Annotated in this window: 16 protein-coding genes and 1 pseudogene; 11 read left to right on the forward strand and 6 right to left on the reverse strand. The window is 74.5% G+C overall.

Annotated features, from left to right (window positions below; translation table 11 throughout):
- Nucleotides 1-7 precede the first annotated feature (7 nt).
- The 3 genes from IE106_RS10600 to hutU form a co-directional block, all read right to left on the reverse strand.
- Nucleotides 8-1354: a formimidoylglutamate deiminase gene (locus IE106_RS10600; protein WP_189532380.1), complete on the reverse strand. Its 1347-nt coding sequence runs from the start codon at nt 1352-1354 to the stop codon at nt 8-10.
- Nucleotides 1345-2547 (reverse strand): allantoate amidohydrolase, encoded by a 1203-nt coding sequence (locus IE106_RS10605; protein WP_189533141.1) that lies wholly within the window; start codon nt 2545-2547, stop codon nt 1345-1347. Before IE106_RS10605 ends, IE106_RS10600 begins: the two co-directional genes overlap by 10 nt.
- A gap of 146 nt (nt 2548-2693) precedes the next feature.
- Nucleotides 2694-4352 carry a urocanate hydratase gene (gene hutU, locus IE106_RS10610; RefSeq protein ID WP_189532382.1) on the reverse strand — a complete coding sequence of 553 codons (1659 nt, stop codon included), beginning with the start codon at nt 4350-4352 and terminating at the stop codon, nt 2694-2696.
- A 179-nt stretch (nt 4353-4531) separates the two neighbouring features.
- Between hutU and IE106_RS10615 the strand changes: the two are divergent.
- The 5 genes and pseudogenes from IE106_RS10615 to IE106_RS10635 form a co-directional block, all read left to right on the forward strand.
- A pseudogene (locus IE106_RS10615) lies at nt 4532-5138 on the forward strand (type III PLP-dependent enzyme domain-containing protein); the annotation flags it as partial.
- A gap of 128 nt (nt 5139-5266) precedes the next feature.
- Nucleotides 5267-5683: a hypothetical protein gene (locus IE106_RS10620; RefSeq protein ID WP_189532384.1), complete on the forward strand. Its 417-nt coding sequence runs from the start codon at nt 5267-5269 to the stop codon at nt 5681-5683.
- Nucleotides 5683-6411 carry a transcriptional regulator gene (locus IE106_RS10625; protein WP_189532386.1) on the forward strand — a complete coding sequence of 243 codons (729 nt, stop codon included), beginning with the start codon at nt 5683-5685 and terminating at the stop codon, nt 6409-6411. Before IE106_RS10620 ends, IE106_RS10625 begins: the two co-directional genes overlap by 1 nt.
- A 39-nt stretch (nt 6412-6450) precedes the next feature.
- Nucleotides 6451-6888 carry a roadblock/LC7 domain-containing protein gene (locus IE106_RS10630; protein WP_189532388.1) on the forward strand — a complete coding sequence of 146 codons (438 nt, stop codon included), beginning with the start codon at nt 6451-6453 and terminating at the stop codon, nt 6886-6888.
- 72 nt (nt 6889-6960) lie between these two features.
- On the forward strand, nt 6961-7335 hold the full coding sequence (locus tag IE106_RS10635) for a hypothetical protein (protein WP_189532390.1): 375 nt from the start codon (nt 6961-6963) through the stop codon (nt 7333-7335).
- Nucleotides 7336-7370: 35 nt separating this feature from the next.
- Here IE106_RS10635 and IE106_RS10640 read toward each other — a convergent pair whose 3' ends face one another.
- Nucleotides 7371-7934, reverse strand: a complete 564-nt coding sequence (locus IE106_RS10640; RefSeq protein WP_189532391.1) for a hypothetical protein — start codon at nt 7932-7934, stop codon at nt 7371-7373.
- A gap of 94 nt (nt 7935-8028) precedes the next feature.
- Nucleotides 8029-8889, reverse strand: a complete 861-nt coding sequence (locus tag IE106_RS10645; protein ID WP_189532393.1) for a MurR/RpiR family transcriptional regulator — start codon at nt 8887-8889, stop codon at nt 8029-8031.
- 340 nt (nt 8890-9229) lie between these two features.
- Between IE106_RS10645 and IE106_RS10650 the strand changes: the two genes are divergently transcribed.
- From IE106_RS10650 to IE106_RS10665, 4 genes are all read left to right on the forward strand, one after another.
- Entirely contained in the window at nt 9230-9652 is a 423-nt protein-coding gene (locus tag IE106_RS10650) for a hypothetical protein (protein WP_189532395.1), read from the forward strand.
- Nucleotides 9653-9665: 13 nt separating this feature from the next.
- Complete coding sequence (locus tag IE106_RS10655) at nt 9666-11108, forward strand: hypothetical protein (RefSeq protein ID WP_189532397.1); 1443 nt, start codon at nt 9666-9668, stop codon at nt 11106-11108.
- 12 nt (nt 11109-11120) lie between these two features.
- Nucleotides 11121-11735, forward strand: a complete 615-nt coding sequence (locus tag IE106_RS10660; RefSeq protein ID WP_189532399.1) for a hypothetical protein — start codon at nt 11121-11123, stop codon at nt 11733-11735.
- Nucleotides 11736-11798: 63 nt separating this feature from the next.
- Nucleotides 11799-12644, forward strand: a complete 846-nt coding sequence (locus tag IE106_RS10665; RefSeq protein WP_189532401.1) for a histidine kinase — start codon at nt 11799-11801, stop codon at nt 12642-12644.
- A gap of 347 nt (nt 12645-12991) precedes the next feature.
- On the opposite strand, the gene IE106_RS10670 is transcribed toward IE106_RS10665, so the two are convergent.
- The gene (locus IE106_RS10670; RefSeq protein WP_189532403.1) at nt 12992-14377 is read right to left on the reverse strand and encodes a cystathionine beta-synthase; all 1386 of its coding nucleotides are present in this window, start codon (nt 14375-14377) and stop codon (nt 12992-12994) included.
- Nucleotides 14378-14493: 116 nt separating this feature from the next.
- Between IE106_RS10670 and IE106_RS10675 the strand changes: the two genes are divergently transcribed.
- Nucleotides 14494-15492: an SGNH/GDSL hydrolase family protein gene (locus IE106_RS10675; RefSeq protein ID WP_189532405.1), complete on the forward strand. Its 999-nt coding sequence runs from the start codon at nt 14494-14496 to the stop codon at nt 15490-15492.
- A gap of 196 nt (nt 15493-15688) precedes the next feature.
- Nucleotides 15689-16909, forward strand: coding sequence for an acetyl-CoA C-acetyltransferase (locus IE106_RS10680; protein ID WP_189532407.1), 1221 nt, complete (start codon nt 15689-15691; stop codon nt 16907-16909).
- The last annotated feature ends 45 nt before the right edge of the window (nt 16910-16954 follow it).

The following is a 16954-nucleotide window of genomic DNA, read 5'->3' on the forward strand; positions in this document are numbered from 1 at the left end:
GGCCGGGTCAGTCGTACAGGGCGGCGATCGCGTCCCGCAGCGCCCGCGGCACGTCCGGTACGAGGGCGTGGACCCCGTCCCGTACGACGTGGCGGCCGCCCACGACCGTGTGCCGCACGTCCGCGGCCGACGCGGCGAATACCGCCGTCTCGGCTGCCAGACGCGGTGGCGGCCCGGCCGTCCTGACGGAGTCCAGCGCGATCGTCGTGAAGTCGGCGAGCGCGCCCGCCTCCAGGCGGCCCGCGTCGGGCCGGCCCAGCGCGGCGTGCCCGTCGGCGCTCGCCGCGCGGAGCAGCGCGGCCGCGGTCCAGTTGCCGCGGACGCGGGTGCGCAGCCGCTCGTCCAGCTCCATCGCGCGCGCCTCCTCCAGGAGGTCGATCACGGCGTGGCTGTCGGACCCCAGTGACAGGGGGCTGCCGGCCTGCTGGAGGGCGACGGCCGGGCCGATGCCGTCGGCGAGGTCGCGTTCCGTGGTGGGGCACATGCACGTGCCGGTGGCGGAGCCGCCGAGGAGGGCGATGTCCTCGTCGGTGAGGTGGGTGGCGTGGACGGCGGTCGTCCGCTCGCCGAGGGCGCCCCGGTCGGCCAGCAGCCGGGTCGGGGTGCAGCCGTGCGCGGCGAGGCACGCCTCGTTCTCGGCGGGCTGCTCGGAGAGGTGGACGTGCAGGGGGGCCCGCCGGTCGCGCGCCCAGTCGGCGACGGTGGCCAGCTGGTCGGCGGGGACGGCGCGCACGGAGTGGATGGCGGCGCCGACGCGCACGCCGTCGTCGCCGGTGTCCTTCAGGGCGGACACGCGCTCGGCCCACGCGTCGGCGGTGCCGTCGGAGAAGCGCAGCTGGTGCTCGTTCGGGGGCGCCCCGAAGCCGGACGACAGGTAGGCGGTGTCGAGGAGGGTGATGCGGACGCCCGCGTCGGCGGCGGCGGCGATCAGCGCCTCCCCCATGGCGTTGGGGTCGGCGTACGGCGTGCCGCCGGGCGCGTGGTGCAGGTAGTGGAACTCGCCGACCGCGGTGACGCCCGCGAGGGCCATCTCCGCGTACACGGCCGTCGCCAGGGCGCGGTACGTGTCGGGCGTGAGCCGGGAGGCCGCCTGGTACATGGTGTCCCGCCACGTCCAGAACGTGCCGCGGCCGGCCTGGACCCGTCCGCGCAGGGCCCGGTGGAACGCGTGCGAGTGGGCGTTGGCCAGCCCCGGGAGCGTCAGCCCTCGCAGGGGCGCGGCGCCCGGGGGCGGGGTGGCCGCGCCGGTGCGGACGGCGGAGATCCGGCCGTCCGCCACGTCCAGGGTGACGCCGGGGGCGACGGTGTCGCCCAGCCAGGCGTGCTCCAGCCAGTACGTCGCCGTCATCGGCATGCCAGGCCCTCCAGTACGTCGGCCAGGGCGCGCACGCCGGCCACGCAGTCGTCCTCGGCGGCGAACTCGGCCGGGGAGTGCGAGACGCCCGTGGGGTTGCGGACGAACAGCATCGCGGTCGGGACGGAGGCGGACAGGATGCCCGCGTCGTGCCCGGCGCCCGTGCCCAGGACCGGCACCGGGCGGTCGCCGCCCCGGTCGAGGAGCTCGGCGAGCTCGTCGCGCAGGGCGTGCGCGAACTCGACGACCGGGGTGAACGACTCGCGTACGACGGCGAGGTCGACGCCCTGCCGGTCGGCGGCCTCCCGCGCGGCGGCCTCCACCGCGGCCGTGACGGTGTCGAGCGTCGCCTGGTCGGCGGCGCGCGAGTCGAGCCAGCCGCGGACCAGGGACGGGATGGCGTTGACGCCGTTCGGCTCGACGGCGATCTTGCCGAACGTGGCGACGGCGCCCGCCAGTTCCGCCTCGCGGCGGGCGGCCAGGACCGTCTCGGCGTACGACAGCATCGGGTCGCGGCGGTCGGCGAGGCGGGTCGTGCCGGCGTGGTTCGCCTCGCCCCGGAAGTCGTACCGCCAGCGGCCGTGCGGCCAGATCGCGGAGGCGATGCCGACCGGGTCGCCGGACAGGTCCAGGGCCCGCCCCTGCTCGACGTGCAGTTCGACGAACGCGCCGATGCGGGCGAGGCGCTCCGGGTCCGGGCCGATGGCCGACGGGTCGTACCCGGCGGCCTCCATCGCCTCGGGGAGGCTCGTCCCGTCGCCGTCGCGCAGCGCGTGGGCGGCCTCCCGGGTCAGCTGCCCGGCCGTGAGGCGGGAGCCGACGCAGGCGAGGCCGAAGCGGGCGCCCTCCTCGTCGCCGAAGTTCACGACGGCGAGGGGGCGGGTGGGGACGGCGCCCCGGCGGAGGAGCTCGTCGACGGCGGCGAACGACGAGACGACGCCGAGGGGGCCGTCGAACGCGCCGCCGTCCGGGACGGAGTCCAGGTGGGAACCGGTGACGACGGCGTCCGTGCCCCGGGGGTCGCCCAGCCAGGCCCACTGGTTGCCGTTGCGGTCGGTCTCGTAGGCGAGGCCCCGGGCCTCGGCCTGCTCCTGGAACCAGGTGCGGCAGTCGGCGTCGGCGCCGGTCCACGCGTAGCGGCGGTAGCCGCCGGAGGCGGCGTCGCGGCCGATCCCGCGCAGGTCGGCCCACATGTCGTGGAACGACGCGCCCGTGCGGGGCACCGCGCCGGCGGCGGCGCCCGACCACCCGGCGGGACGGCCGTCCACGGCGGGGTGACCGTCCACGGCGGGGTGACCGTCCGTGGCGGGACGCCCGTCCACGGCGGGGTGGCCGTCCCTCACGCCTCCTCCCGCATGGGGACGCGGACGCCGCGCTCGGCGGCGACCTCGTCGGCGCGGTCGTAGCCCGCGTCCACGTGGCGGATGACGCCCATGCCGGGGTCGTTGGTGAGGACGCGGCGGATCTTCTCGCCGGCCAGCTTCGTGCCGTCCGCGACCGTGACCTGGCCCGCGTGGAGGGAGCGGCCCATGCCGACGCCGCCGCCGTGGTGGAGGGAGACCCAGGACGCGCCGGAGGCGACGTTGACCATGGCGTTCAGCAGCGGCCAGTCCGCGATGGCGTCCGAGCCGTCGAGCATCGCCTCCGTCTCCCGGTACGGGGAGGCGACGGAGCCGCAGTCGAGGTGGTCGCGGCCGATGGCGAGCGGGGCGGCCAGTTCGCCGGAGGCCACCATGTCGTTGAAGCGCTCGCCGGCGCGGTCGCGCTCGCCGTAGCCGAGCCAGCAGATGCGGGCGGGCAGGCCCTGGAAGTGGACGCGCTCGCGGGCCATCGTGATCCAGCGGGACAGCGACTCGTTCTCCGGGAACAGGTCCAGCATCGCCTGGTCGGTCTTGGCGATGTCGGACGCCTCGCCCGACAGGGCCGCCCAGCGGAACGGGCCCTTGCCCTCGCAGAACAGCGGGCGGATGTACGCGGGGACGAAGCCGGGGAACGCGAACGCCCGGTCGTACCCGGCGAGCCGCGCCTCGCCGCGGATGGAGTTGCCGTAGTCGAAGACCTCCGCGCCGGCGTCCATGAAGCCGACCATCGCCTCGACGTGCCGGGCCATCGACTCCCGGGCCCGGTCGGTGAACCCGGCCGGGTCCTTCGCCGCGTACGTCGCCATGTCGTCGAAGGCGACGCCCACCGGCAGGTACGACAGCGGGTCGTGGGCCGAGGTCTGGTCGGTGACGATGTCGATGGGGGCGTTCATCGCCAGGAGCTGCGGCACCAGCTCGGCGGCGTTGCCGAGGACGCCGATCGACAGGGGGCGGCGCGCGTCGCGGGCCTCGACGGCCAGTCGGAGGGCGTGGTCGAGCGAGTCGGCCCGCACGTCCAGGTAGCGGTGCTCGATGCGGCGCTCGATGGCGCGCGGGTCGCAGTCGACGCAGATCGCGACGCCGTCGTTCATCGTCACGGCGAGCGGCTGGGCACCGCCCATGCCGCCGAGGCCGGCGGTCAGGGTGATCGTCCCGGCGAGGGTGCCGCCGAACTTCTTCGCGGCGACGGCGGCGAACGTCTCGTACGTGCCCTGGAGGATGCCCTGGGTGCCGATGTAGATCCACGAGCCGGCCGTCATCTGCCCGTACATGGTCAGGCCGAGGGCCTCCAGGCGGCGGAACTCCTCCCAGTTCGCCCAGTCGCCGACCAGGTTGGAGTTGGCGATCAGGACGCGGGGGGCCCACTCGTGGGTCTGCATGACGCCGACCGGGCGGCCGGACTGGACGAGCATCGTCTCGTCCTGCTTCAGGGTCCGCAGCGTGCGGACCATGGCGTCGAAGGAGCGCCAGTCGCGGGCCGCCTTGCCCGTGCCGCCGTAGACCACGAGCTTGTCGGGGTGCTCGGCGACCTCGGGGTCGAGGTTGTTCTGCAGCATCCGCAGGGCGGCCTCCTGCTGCCACCCCAGGGTGCTCAGTTCCGTACCGCGCGGGGCCCGTACGGGTCGGGGTCCTGACATGGGGGTGCCTCCTCGGATGCTCGGCCTTGCGGCCACTGGGACGACGGCCACTTCTGTGAGTGAGCTATTCACATCCTGCTCGACTGAATAGTTGTAGTCAACAGCGGCGGGGGCGCGCGGCGGGTGTTTGGCTGGGGAACATGGCTTCCGACCGTCGTGACCGGGCCGTCCGCGCGGCCGTCGGAGACGCGCTGCCGGTGAACTTCGCGTCGGACGAGGAGACCCCGACGTACGAGGCGTACGCGCGGCTGCTCGCCGCCGAGGTGCCGGGGCTGTTCGACGGGCGGTACGGGCTGGTCACCGAGTTCGGCCGGTCGCTGCCGGCCGAGCACGGCACGGTGCTCGCCCGCGTCGAGTACACCAAGACGTCCGGCGCGCGGCCCATCGCCGTCACGCACGCCGGCGTCCAGGTCGCCACCCGCACCATGTACGCCCCGGCCTCCTGGCCGCTGCGCATCGCCGCGTACGACGCCGGGGCGGCCCAAGGACGGGCCGGCCGTCGACCAGGACGTGGCCGGGCCGGCCTGCTTCGCCGGCGACCCGCTCGCCGCGGCCCGGGCGCTGCCGCGGCTCGCGCCGGGCGACGTGGTGGCGGCGCTGGACACCGGCGCGTACCGCTTCGCGCACCACTACGCGTACAACTCCCCGCCCAGGCCCGGGGTGTACGGGTGCACGGTCCGGCCGGACGGGACGGTGCGGTTCGCCACCGTACGGCCGCCGCAGCCGCTCGCGGAGATCGTCGCGGAGTCGGGCGGGGACCGGCGGGACGCGTTGGTACGGGAGTAGCGGCGGAGCCTACCGCGCCGGAAGCATGTTCCAAAGGAAAATGCCAGAAGTCCCACCTGCGGGTGGAACGTTGCGTAACCTCTCCGCTACCGAGGTCGCCGCGTCAGCGCCATGGGAGGGGAGCCCGCGTGCCCGGAATCGACGAGTGCCTGCTGGAAGCGATGACCCTGCCGGGCGCGCGCGGCGCGGCCCTCGTCGACTGGACCAGCGGGCTCGCCCTGGGCACGGCCGGCGAGTCCCCGGTCGGCGACCACGAGACCAGCGCCGCCGAGGCGGCCGAGCTGGCCCGCGCGGCCGCCGAGTACGAGTCCTTCGCCCCGGCCCCGGCCCCCGGCGGCGGCCCCGGCGGCGGTCCCGGTGACGACGGGGACGCCCCCGTCGAGGACCTCATCGTCACCACCCGCACCGGCTACCACGTGCTCCGCTTCGTCACCACGAACTTCGACAGCAGCCTCTTCCTGCACCTGTGGCTCGACCGCTCCACCGGCAACCTGGCCCTCGCCCGATTACGCCTGCGGGACCTCGCCGAACGGCTGGTGCTGTGATGACCGGCGGCGTCTCCCCCCTGCTGCGGCGCCTCGCGGCCGACCGGGCGACCGGTGCCCTCGTCCGCGACCACGGCACCCTCTACCTCGTCGACGGCCAGGTCGTGCACGCCGAGAGCCCCGTGGCCCCCGGCCTCGACGTCCTGCTGGCCGGCGGCAGCGACCGCCGCTCGGCCGCCCGGCCGCACGGCGCCCGCGCCCGGCGCATCGGCGCCGGCGAGCGCGAGATCTGCCGGCTGGGCGCCCTGTTCGACGCGGCGTTCTTCGCCCTCGCCCCCGGCCGCGGCCCGGCCCGCTTCCGCTACGGCGCCGAGCCCCGCCTCGCGGGCGCGGGCCGCCCCGTGCCGGCCGCCGCCGTGGAGCGGGAGACGCTGCGGCGCCGCGAACTGCTCGACGACGTCTGGCCGTACCCCGCCCTCGACGCCGCCCCCGTCGTCCCCCGCCCCGCCGCGCCCGGCCAGAGCGTCACCGCCCGCGGCCGCGCCCTGCTGTCCCGCGCCGACGGCGTCCGCACCCCGGCGCAGCTCGCCTGGGTCCTGGGCCGGCCGGCCTTCCACACCGTGCTGGAGATACGGCGCCTGGCCGCCGCCGGACTCGTCGAGACACCCGCCCCGGCCCCCGTCCCCGATCCCGCCCCCGTACCGCCGAGCGGCGCCGCACCCACGGCCGATCCCCCCGACATCGCCCTGCTCCGCCGAGTCCGCGACGCCCTGGAGGCACACCTGTGACCGCCCGCTTCGCCCCCCTGCCCTCATGAGGCCCGCGTCATGAGGCGCGCCCTGCGGCAGCGCGCCGAGAGGAGACAACTGATGACGGCCGAACCGTACGTGCTCGGGGAGCTGCGCCGGCTGCGCGCCCGCGTCCCCCAGCTGACCGGGGCGCTCGCCGCCAGCGTCGACGGGCTGGTCCTCGCCCAGGACACCGGGGAGGTCGAGCCGGAGGGCGTCGCCGCGCTGACGGCGGCCGCGCTCGGCGTCGCCGTACGGCTGTCCGACGCGACGGGACGCGGCGGGTTCCGCGAGCTGCTGGTGCGCGGCGAGCACGGCTACGTGGCGACGTACGCGGCGGGCGGCGCGGCGGTGCTGACGCTCCTCGCGGAGCCGCGCGTCAACGTCGGCCGGCTCCACCTGGAGGGGCGCCGCTCCGGCGCGCGCATCGCCGAACTCGTGGACGGCGCCCTGGAACGCCCCGACCTCACCCCCTGACCCACCACGGCGGCCCGGGACACCGCGGCCCGCAGGACACCCCGTACCCACATGGAAAGGAAGTGCGCGTTCATGGCCAACGCGGAGACAGCCCTCAAGGAAGCGACCACGGTGATCGACGGCGCCCTCGGCGCGGCGCTCGTCGACTACACGAGCGGCATGGCCCTCGGCGCGATCGGCGGCGGCAAGGACCTGGACCTCACGGTCGCCGCCGCCGGGAACACCGACGTGGTGCGGGCGAAGGTGCGCACCATGGAGATGCTCGGCCTGCAGGACGACATCGAGGACATCCTGATCACGCTGGGCACCCAGTACCACCTGATCCGGCTCCTCAAGGGGCGCGGCGCCAACGGCCTGTTCCTCTACCTCGCGCTCGACAAGAACCGGGCGAACCTGGCGATGGCCCGCCACCAGCTCAAGAAGATCGAGAGCGAACTGGAGGTCTGACCGGCGGCGCGCCCCGTCGCGCCGGCACCCCGCCGTCAGCGGCGCCGCGCCCCTCCGGGTGCGGCGTCGCCCGCGGCGATGCCCGTCGTCCGGTACGCGGTGACGTGCCGGCCGGCCGGGCCGCCCCGGGCGGGCCGGTCGGCACCGACCCACAGCAGCCGGTCGTCGGCGACCTCGCGGCGGCCGATCCACACCGCCTTCAGCCACAGCCCGGCGCCCAGCCCCGCGACGAGCAGCCCGACCGCGGCGGGCACCGCGAACGACGACGCGACGGCCACCGGGAACGCCGGGAGCAGCCACCAGCGGCGGGCGCGGCGGCGGTTGCGGATGGTCACGGCCCGGTCCTGCAGGATGTCCGCGCGGGCGGCCCGGACGGCCCCGGCGGCCAGGCCCGCGTACCGGCCGCGCCGGGCGAGGAACACCGCCGCGGCCGCGACCAGGAACAGGGCGGCTCCCGCGAGCAGTCCGACGCGCCGTCCCACCAGTCCGGGCGACAGCGTCCCCACGGCCGCCCCGAGGATCCCCGACCACCACAGGGGCGCCGCCGTGGCCCGTACCGCCACGGCCACCCTCGCCAGCGACTCTCCTCCGCGCGCCACGTCCCGTCCTCCTTCTGCCTCGGCTGTGCTGCGGGTGTGCGCCGGGCAGGGTACCGACGGTCCGTGAGAGTTCCCTGAGAGAGGCGGCCCGGCGCTACTCGACGAACAGCCCGCGCGCGGCGGCCCGCGCGTCGAACTCCTCCAGCCGCGCCTGCGCGTCCGGCAGCCCGTCGCACATCGCCTCCAGCAGCACCCGCCCCAGGAGCATCGGCCCGCACGCCGTGTCGAAGGCGAGGGCGGTGCCGACGGCGGCCGGGAGCAGCAGGTCGCTGTGGCGGGCGACCGGCGCGAACGCCGAGTCGGCGACGGTCACCACGGTCAGCCCGGCGGACCTGGCGTACTCCAGGGCGTCCACGACCTCGCGCGGGTGGCGGGGCAGCGCGAAGCAGAGCAGGGCGGTGGCCCCGGCCCGTACGGCGGTGTCGATCCGGTCCGTGAGCATCGAGCCGCCCTCGTCGAGCAGCCGGACGTCCGGGTGGACCTTGGCGGCGAAGTACGCGAAGCCGCGGGCCTGGGCGGCGGCGGCGCGCAGCCCGAGGACGGGCAGGGGGCGGGAGGCGGCGAGCAGCCGGCCGGCCCGCTCGGCGGGCGCGGGGTCGGCGAGCAGGCCCGCGAGGTGGCGGAGGTTCTCGATCTCGGCGTGGACGGCCTGCTGGTACTCGTTGGCCGGGGCGTCCCCGGCGGGCGCGCCGCCCGGGCCCGCGGGGGCCGGCTCGGCGGGGGCGACCTCGCGGAGGTACCTGCGCAGGGCGGGGTAGCCGTCGAAGCCGAGGGCGACGGCGAAGCGGGTGACGGACGGCTGGCTCACCCCGGCCAGTTCGGCCAGCTCCACGCTGGACAGGAACGGCACGTCGGCGGCGCGCCGCACCATCCAGTGGGCGATCCGCCGCTGCGTCGGCGTCAGCCGGTGGCCCTCGAAGAGCGCCTGGAGCCGTGCGCCGGGGGTGTCGTTCATGCCCTGCCCTGTCCTCCACCTCTGGTCTATTCAGTCACCGAGGTGACTGAATAGACCATATGCAAGGCCGGCTCCCCCGCGAAACCGGGGCGGACGGCGCCCGGGCGCCGCGTCGAGAACGCTCCCGGGCGCCGGTGGACGAACGACCGGAATCCCCCTTTTCCGGCCGCCCCTCCACCTTCTCCACCGGATCCCCACACTTCCCGGATCGCCGCCGCTCACCGTCCACTTGGGCACGGGAACCGGACCCCCGGGGCCCTGCGTGATGACTTCCGGCGCCTTATCGTTCCGGTCGTAGAATGCGGCGCAAAATCGTTTACCTGCATCGGGGGTCGCGCACATGGGATTCGACGAGGAATGGGCCCAGCTGCGAACGGAGGCGGCGGCACGGCTCGACACGTCGATGCGCCTGAACCAGCTGCCCGCGGACCAGGGCGGGGGCGGGGGCAAGCTGGTGTCGTCGGCGGCCGCGAAGAGCGCCGCCGCGAACACCATCCAGAACGAGATCATGACCAAGACCCAGACGGCGGGCAAGCACGCGGCCGAGGCCACCGAGAGCGCGGTGAGCACCTTCGGCGGCTGGGCCACGGGCTCCGCCCTCAAGAAGGTGCAGACCACCTGGGAGGGCCAGGTGAAGACCCTCATGGGCCGGCTCGGCAAGGAACGCGACGGCCTGCGCCAGACCAACACCATCCTCTCCGGTGTCGACACGGACCGCGGCGGCCAGATCCGCAAGGTCCCGTCGGGCCTGGACAAGATCTGAGCCGGGGCGCAGCATGCTGACGTATCACGAGGTCATGTCGACCGACTTCAAGAAGCTGTCCTCGGCCGCCGACAAGTGGCAGTCGATGGCCGAGGAGTTCGGGAAGGTCGAGAAGCGCTACCGGGACAGCATCGAGAAGATCACCCTCGACGACTCCTGGCAGGGCGAGAGCGCGACCGCGGCGGGCATGAACTTCGCCGCGACCCGCTACGAGTACCAGGCCGCGCAGACCCAGGCGAAGGCGACGGCCACGCTGCTGCGCAACGCGCACCAGCAGTTCACCGAGCTGAAGCAGAAGCTGGAGAACGCCCGCGCCGACGCCGTCAAGGAGGGCATGCGGGTCTCCGAGCAGGGCAACGTCTCCTACGACACGGAGCGCGCCACCCCCGCCGAGCGCGCCGCCCTGCGCAACGACCCGGAGTTCGCCAAGGGCGTCCGGGAGAGCGAGCAGTCCTGGGCCGAGTACATCAAGGGCTGCGTCAAGGCCTTCGACGACGCCGACAAGGACCTCCAGAAGGACCTCGAAGCGGTCGTCAAGGACTCCGGGGGCGGCAAGAACGACGGCACCACCGGCGGCTTCAACGGCGACGCGGCGGCGGTCGCCCAGGCGGACGACAAGCAGCGCCGGGACCGCATGGACCTCTCCTCGTTCGCGATGCGCGACGACGAGACGCTGGAGGACTGGCTCGCGCGCATCCAGCGCGACGGCGTCGAGAAGCTGACCGGCAACAAGCAGCTCGCGGACCTGCTCGCCGGCGTCCAGAAGGGGACGGTCACGGCCGGCGCCTTCGCGCTGGCCCTCGGCACGTCCGTCAAGAGCGGCTTCAAGCTGTTCCAGTACCTCAAGGACGGCAAGAGGGTCACCGCCCCGGGCACGTTCCTGACGAGCCGCATCAACGAGCGGATGATGCTCGCCGGGGCGAACAGCGTCTGGAACAAGCTGCCGCCCAGCCTCGTCTCCGCCCTCACCGGTTCGGAGGAGGCGGCGGCGTTCGGCGGGTACCTGACGAAGAACAACCGGTACTTCATCCCGACCGCGGCGGAGACCAACCTCGCGCGGGTCGCCCAGCAGGGCGGCCTCGCCAACGCCGCCAAGGCCGCGGGCTGGATCCGCGGCGCGGGCGTCGTCGGCAGCGCGGCGGCCACCGTGTACGGCGTGGCCAACCTCGCCACGTACAACACCGACATGATCAAGGCGGAGCCGCTCAAGTTCGCCACCGACCTCAGCGGCACGGCCTTCAACGGCTCGCTCACCGCCCTCGCCGTGGCCCCGAGCCCGATCACGGCCGGCGTGGCCATCGGCACGGGCCTCGTCTACGCCGGCTGCCTCGCCTGGGACAACCGGGAGGCCATCGGGGACGGCCTGGAGAAGGCGGGCGACTGGGTCGGCGACCGGGCGGAGGACCTCGGCAGCGGCCTGAAGAAGGTCGGCAGCGCCCTCAACCCCTTCGACTGACCAAGGGAAGCCATGCACACCACCCTCACCCCGTTCGCGCTCGTCCACTGGAAGTCGGAGAGGACACCGGGTGAACCGCGGCAGTCCGGCTGGATCGGCACCTCGCCGGAGTTCGGCGACGTGCGCGTGGTCTGGCCCGCGCTGCCGCACGCCTCCAACGCGGTCGTCGCGGAGGTGAGCGGTGGTGGCCTTCCCACCGCCAGGTTCGAGACGCGCGGCCTGCTCTCGGACCTGGTGAGCCAGCCCACCCTGAACCAGGCCACGTGCCGGGTCGACGGGCGGTTCGTCGCCATGGAGCGCAACCGGTGGGCCCTCACCCACCGGGGGCGCGCCCTGCGGATGCGGTACCTGGGCGACGACTACCGGCTGACGGCCCTCGGCAAGCGCGCCTACCGGCTGGAGCGGCTCCCCGACGACGAGGACCCCGGCGTCGTCGTCACGGCCCACCAGACGGGCATCGGGGGCGGCAGGCGGGTGACGCTGCGGGCGGCCGGGCGGGTGCTGCCCGCGGACCTCGCCCTGGCCGCCCTGTTCGCCGGGGTCGACCGGTCGGTCCTCACGCGGCGCGGCGCCGTGCGGGCCGGCTTCAAGAGGATGTTCAGCTTCTGGGCGGAGACGACGTACTGACGTGCCGGCACCGGCCCGCCGGGTGCCCGACGTTCCGAGCCCGACCTACCGAGTGAGTGGTGTATGCCTTCCATTGACGTTTCCCGGCCCCGTTTCCGGCTGTCCGACGAGCACCTGATCGTGCTCTCCGAACTGGGGGCCGGCCGGCAGCCGGCCGAGGAGTTCGCCGCCGCCCGCAAGGAGGTCGAGGACAGCGGCCTGGTCACCGCCGACGGGCGGCTCGCCCACGCGCTGCTGCCGCTCGTGCAGACCTTCCTCTCGCCCGGCGTGATCATCTCCCTGGAGGCGGGCAGCCGCCAGGGCATGCTCCGCCACGGCGTGTTCATCGGCGACGAGCACGTCGTCGCGCACGAGGCGTGGCCCGGCGAGACCGAGGAGGAGTACTCCCTCGTCGAGCCGAAGACGCTGATCTGGAAGCTCGCCTCGATGGTGAACCTCCGCCAGACCCCCGCCGCCCGGCAGACGGCCCTCACGACCGTCGAGACGACCGTCTCCGGGATCGAGGACGCGCTCGCCTCCCTGAAGGCCACGGCCGGCCCCGGCCGCACCGCCGACGACGAGCGGGCCGCCGTGCGGCAGGCCCTGGCGGCCGGCGGCACGCTCGGCGAGCCGGCCCTGTCCCTCCTCGCCGAGATGGTCACGGAGCTGCGGTGCAGCTGGCGGATGACCTCCGCCTGGCAGGGCCGCCAGGACGGGCAGGACGGCGTCGAGGGGCGCGGCCTCGCCGTCTGGGACTGCGGGCCGCTCGGCTACTGGCTGCGCGAGCTGCCCGAGGAGCCCCTGCCGGCCGAGCAGCTCACCCCGGCGAGCCCGTTCCGGCTCGTGCGCACGGACGCGAAGGCGATCTGGACGCTCATCACGGACCTGCTCCCGGACGCCGACGAGGTCCGCGCCGCGCGGGCCCGCTGAGGACCCGCCGGGGCGGGCGTCCGGCTCCCGGGCGTCCGCCCCCGCGCCCCGGGGCGGCGCGCGGGAACGCCGAGGGGGGCCGGTCCGTTCGGACCGGCCCCCCTCGGCGTTTGCGCGGGGACCGCCGCACCCCCGGATGTCCGGGGGGCGGGACGACGGCGGTCCCCGCGAGGGACACGGGCCCGGGTCAGGGCCGGTCGCCGCGTCCGCGACGTCCGTGGAGGTCCGGGAGCCGCTCCGGAGGTCCGTGACGCCGACGACCCCTACGGTGCCGGACGCGTGTTAAGCGGACGCTGCCTCCATGTGACGTCCCCGTACCGTTTGCGCGAACCCCGTCCGCCCGGTCGTCACCTGCCGTCGCGGGCCAGGAAGGCGAGCAGGTCCTGGCGGCTCACCACGCCGGTCGGCTTGCCCTCGACCAGCACGATCGCCGCGTCCGCCCGGCCCAGGACGGCCATCAGGTCCTCGACCGGCTCGCCCGAGCCGACCTGCGGGAGCGGGGCGCTCATGTGCTTCTCCAGCGGGTCGTTGAGGGAGGCGCGCTGGGCGAACAGCGCCTCCAGCAGCTCCCGCTCGACGACCGAGCCGACGATCTCGGCGGCCATCACGTCCGGGTGCCCGGCGCCCGGCTTGACGATGGGCATCTGCGACACGCCGTACTCGCGGAGCACCTCGATCGCCTCGCCGACCGTCTCCTCCGGGTGCATGTGCACCAGCTTCGGGATGTCGCCCTCCTTGTGGCGCAGGACGTCGCCGACGCGCGCGGACGGGCCGGTGTCCTCCAGGAAGCCGTAGTCCGCCATCCACTCGTCGTTGAAGATCTTGGAGAGGTAGCCGCGGCCGCTGTCCGGCAGCAGGACGACCACGACGTCGTCCGGGCCGAGGCCCTCCGCGACGCGCAGCGCCGCGACGACGGCCATGCCGCAGGAGCCGCCCACGAGGAGGCCCTCCTCCTTGGCGAGGCGGCGGGTCATCTGGAAGGAGTCCTTGTCGGAGACGGCGACGATCTCGTCCGTCACCTTCTGGTCGTAGGCGGACGGCCAGAAGTCCTCACCGACGCCCTCGACCAGGTACGGCCGGCCGGAACCGCCGGAGTAGACCGAGCCCTCCGGGTCCGCGCCGACGACCCTGACCTTGCCGTCGCTGACCTCCTTGAGGTAGCGGCCGGTGCCGGAGATGGTGCCGCCCGTGCCGACGCCCGCGACGAAGTGGGTGATCCTCCCGTCCGTCTGCTCCCACAGCTCGGGGCCGGTGGTCTCGTAGTGCGAGCGCGGGTTGTTCGGGTTCGAGTACTGGTCCGGCTTCCAGGCGCCGGGCGTCTCGCGGACGAGGCGGTCGGAGACGTTGTAGTACGAGTCCGGGTGCTCGGGGTCGACCGCCGTGGGGCAGACGACGACCTCGGCGCCGTACGCCCGCAGCACGTTGATCTTGTCGGTGGACACCTTGTCGGGGCAGACGAAGATGCACTTGTAGCCCTTCTGCTGGGCCACGATCGCCAGTCCCACGCCCGTGTTGCCGGACGTCGGCTCGACGATGGTGCCGCCGGGGCGCAGCTCGCCGCTCCTCTCGGCCGCCTCGATCATGCGCAGGGCGATGCGGTCCTTCACCGAACCGCCGGGGTTGAAGTACTCGACCTTGGCCAGGACCGTGGCCTGGATGCCCGCGGTCACACTGTTGAGCTTCACCAGCGGGGTGTTGCCGACGAGGCTGATCATCGAGTCGTGGATTTGCACCGTAAGTCTCCGGGGTCTCCGTAATGGTCCAGCCAGCGTAAGCCGAGTGGATGCGTAGGCGGGCACGGTTCCGGGGCAGTTAGCTCACAGACGGTACGGAGGAGGTGGCCGCGCCTATGTCGAGGGCGAGGGTGGCACGGCGGATCGCCGCGGGTGCGGCGTACGGGGGCGGCGGCATCGGGCTGCTGGGGGTGGCCGCGGCGGGGGTGCTGCTGGCCGAGATGCAGTTGGCGAAGCGGTCCGTGGGCGGCGGTGTCGCGCCCCTCCCCCCGGCGGCCGACGGACTGTACGGGCGCGGCTTCGACGGGGTGCCGCTGCGGCTCGCCATGCTGGGCGACTCCACGGCCGCGGGCCAGGGCGTGCGGCGCGCCGGCCAGACCCCGGGCGCGCTGCTCGCCTCCGGGCTCGCCGAGGTGGCCGAGCGGTCGGTGGAGCTGCGCAACGTCGCCCTGCCCGGCGCCCGCTCCGACGACCTGGACCGGCAGGTCGCCCTGCTGCTCACCCGGCCGGGGCGGATCCCGGACGCCTGCGTCATCATGATCGGCGCGAACGACGTCACGCACCGGATGCCGCCCACGCAGTCCGTGCGGTACCTGTCGGAGGCGGTGCGGCGGCTGCGCGCCGCGGGCACCGAGGTGGTCGTCGGCACCTGCCCCGACCTGGGCACCATCGAGCCGGTGTACCAGCCGCTGCGTTGGCTGGCGCGGCGGCTGTCGCGGCAGCTGGCGGCGGCGCAGACGATCGTGGCGGTGGAGCAGGGCGGCCGGACCGTGTCGCTGGGCGACCTGCTGGGGCCGGAGTTCGCGGCGAACCCGCGGGAGATGTTCGGCGCCGACAACTACCACCCGTCGGCGGAGGGGTACGCCACGGCGGCGATGGCGGTGCTGCCGACGGTGTGCGCGGTCCTGGGCGTGTGGCCGGAGCCCGAGCGGCTGGACGCGGACCGGCGGGAGGGGATGCTGCCGGTGGCCGTGGCGGCGGCGGAGGCGGCCGAGGAGGCGGGTACGGAGGTCACGGGCGCCCGCGGGCCGTGGGCCTTCCTCAAGCACCGCCGCCGCCGGCGCCTGACGGAGTCCGCCGCCCCCGAGCCCCCCACCGCCGGCGCCCCGGCGTGACGCGCCCGCCCGCCCCGCCCCGGGCCCCGTCCGGGAAGGCCCGGTCCGGAGGGGCCCCGTCCGGACGCGGCCCGGGAGGAGCGACTGAGCGGGCGCTTAGAAATGCGGTGGGGGTCACACCCCGCATGCGGTGACCCCGGCTCTACGTAGGGGTAACTTCCCTCTGAGTCGCACACCCGCCCACCCTGGAGCCGTGATGCCCGAAGCCGTGATCGTCTCAGCCGCCCGTTCCCCCATCGGCCGGGCCTTCAAAGGCTCGCTGAAGGACCTGCGGCCCGACGACCTGACCGCCACGATCATCCAGGCCGCCCTCGCCAAGGTCCCCGAGCTGGACCCGCGGGACATCGACGACCTCATGCTCGGCTGCGGCCTGCCGGGCGGCGAGCAGGGCTACAACCTGGGGCGCATCGTCGCCGTGCAGATGGGCATGGACCACCTGCCCGGCTGCACCCTGACCCGCTACTGCGCCTCGTCCCTGCAGACCACGCGCATGGCCCTGCACGCCATCAAGGCGGGCGAGGGCGACGTGTTCATCTCCGCGGGCGTCGAGACGGTCTCGCGGTACGTCAAGGGCAACTCCGACAGCCTGCCCGACACCCACAACCCGATCTTCGCCGAGGCGCAGGCCCGCACCGCGGCCGCCGCCGAGAACGGCGCCTCCGAGTGGCACGACCCGCGCGAGGACGGCACCGTGCCGGACGCGTACATCGCGATGGGCCAGACCGCCGAGAACCTCGCCCTCCTCAAGGGCGTCAGCCGCCAGGAGATGGACGAGTTCGGCGTGCGGTCGCAGAACCTCGCCGAGCAGGCCCTCAAGAACGGCTTCTGGGAGCGCGAGATCACCCCGGTGACGCTCCCGGACGGCACCGTGGTCAGCAAGGACGACGGCCCCCGCGCGGGCGTCACCCTGGAGGGCGTGCAGGGCCTCAAGCCGGTCTTCCGCCCCGACGGCCGCGTCACCGCCGCCAACTGCTGCCCGCTCAACGACGGCGCCGCCGCCCTCGTCGTCATGTCCGACACGAAGGCGCGCGAGCTGGGCCTGACCCCGCTCGCCCGGGTCGTCTCCACCGGCGTCTCCGGCCTCTCCCCCGAGATCATGGGGTACGGCCCGGTCGAGGCCAGCAAGCGGGCGCTCGCCCACGCCGGCCTCACCATCGACGACATCGACCTGGTCGAGATCAACGAGGCGTTCGCCGCCCAGGTGATCCCCTCCTACAAGGACCTGGGCATCCCGCTGGAGAAGCTGAACGTCAACGGCGGCGGCATCGCCGTCGGCCACCCCTTCGGCATGACCGGCGCGCGCATCACGACGACCCTGATCAACAGCCTCCAGTTCCACGACAAGCAGTTCGGCCTGGAGACCATGTGTGTCGGCGGCGGTCAGGGCATGGCCATGGTGATCGAGCGGCTCTCCTGATCCGACCCCCGTGAACCGCGTCGCGTCCCAGCCGTGACCGAATCT

The organism is Streptomyces roseolilacinus (genome assembly GCF_014649335.1).
Taxonomy (GTDB): Bacteria; Actinomycetota; Actinomycetes; order Streptomycetales; family Streptomycetaceae; genus Streptomyces; species Streptomyces roseolilacinus.

Coding starts and splice junctions, on each gene's coding strand:
- IE106_RS10630 (WP_189532388.1), top strand. CDS start 6,451: ATGAGGCGCGCCCTGCGGCAGCGCGCCGAGAGGAGACAACTGATGACG.
- IE106_RS10625 (WP_189532386.1), top strand. CDS start 5,683: ATGACCGGCGGCGTCTCCCCCCTGCTGCGGCGCCTCGCGGCCGACCGG.
- IE106_RS10680 (WP_189532407.1), top strand. CDS start 15,689: ATGCCCGAAGCCGTGATCGTCTCAGCCGCCCGTTCCCCCATCGGCCGG.
- IE106_RS10600 (WP_189532380.1), bottom strand. CDS start 1,354: ATGCCGATGACGGCGACGTACTGGCTGGAGCACGCCTGGCTGGGCGAC.
- IE106_RS10665 (WP_189532401.1), top strand. CDS start 11,799: ATGCCTTCCATTGACGTTTCCCGGCCCCGTTTCCGGCTGTCCGACGAG.
- IE106_RS10635 (WP_189532390.1), top strand. CDS start 6,961: ATGGCCAACGCGGAGACAGCCCTCAAGGAAGCGACCACGGTGATCGAC.
- IE106_RS10655 (WP_189532397.1), top strand. CDS start 9,666: ATGCTGACGTATCACGAGGTCATGTCGACCGACTTCAAGAAGCTGTCC.
- IE106_RS10650 (WP_189532395.1), top strand. CDS start 9,230: ATGGGATTCGACGAGGAATGGGCCCAGCTGCGAACGGAGGCGGCGGCA.
- IE106_RS10605 (WP_189533141.1), bottom strand. CDS start 2,547: ATGTGGGCCGACCTGCGCGGGATCGGCCGCGACGCCGCCTCCGGCGGC.
- IE106_RS10645 (WP_189532393.1), bottom strand. CDS start 8,889: ATGAACGACACCCCCGGCGCACGGCTCCAGGCGCTCTTCGAGGGCCAC.
- IE106_RS10660 (WP_189532399.1), top strand. CDS start 11,121: ATGCACACCACCCTCACCCCGTTCGCGCTCGTCCACTGGAAGTCGGAG.
- IE106_RS10675 (WP_189532405.1), top strand. CDS start 14,494: ATGTCGAGGGCGAGGGTGGCACGGCGGATCGCCGCGGGTGCGGCGTAC.
- hutU (WP_189532382.1), bottom strand. CDS start 4,352: ATGTCAGGACCCCGACCCGTACGGGCCCCGCGCGGTACGGAACTGAGC.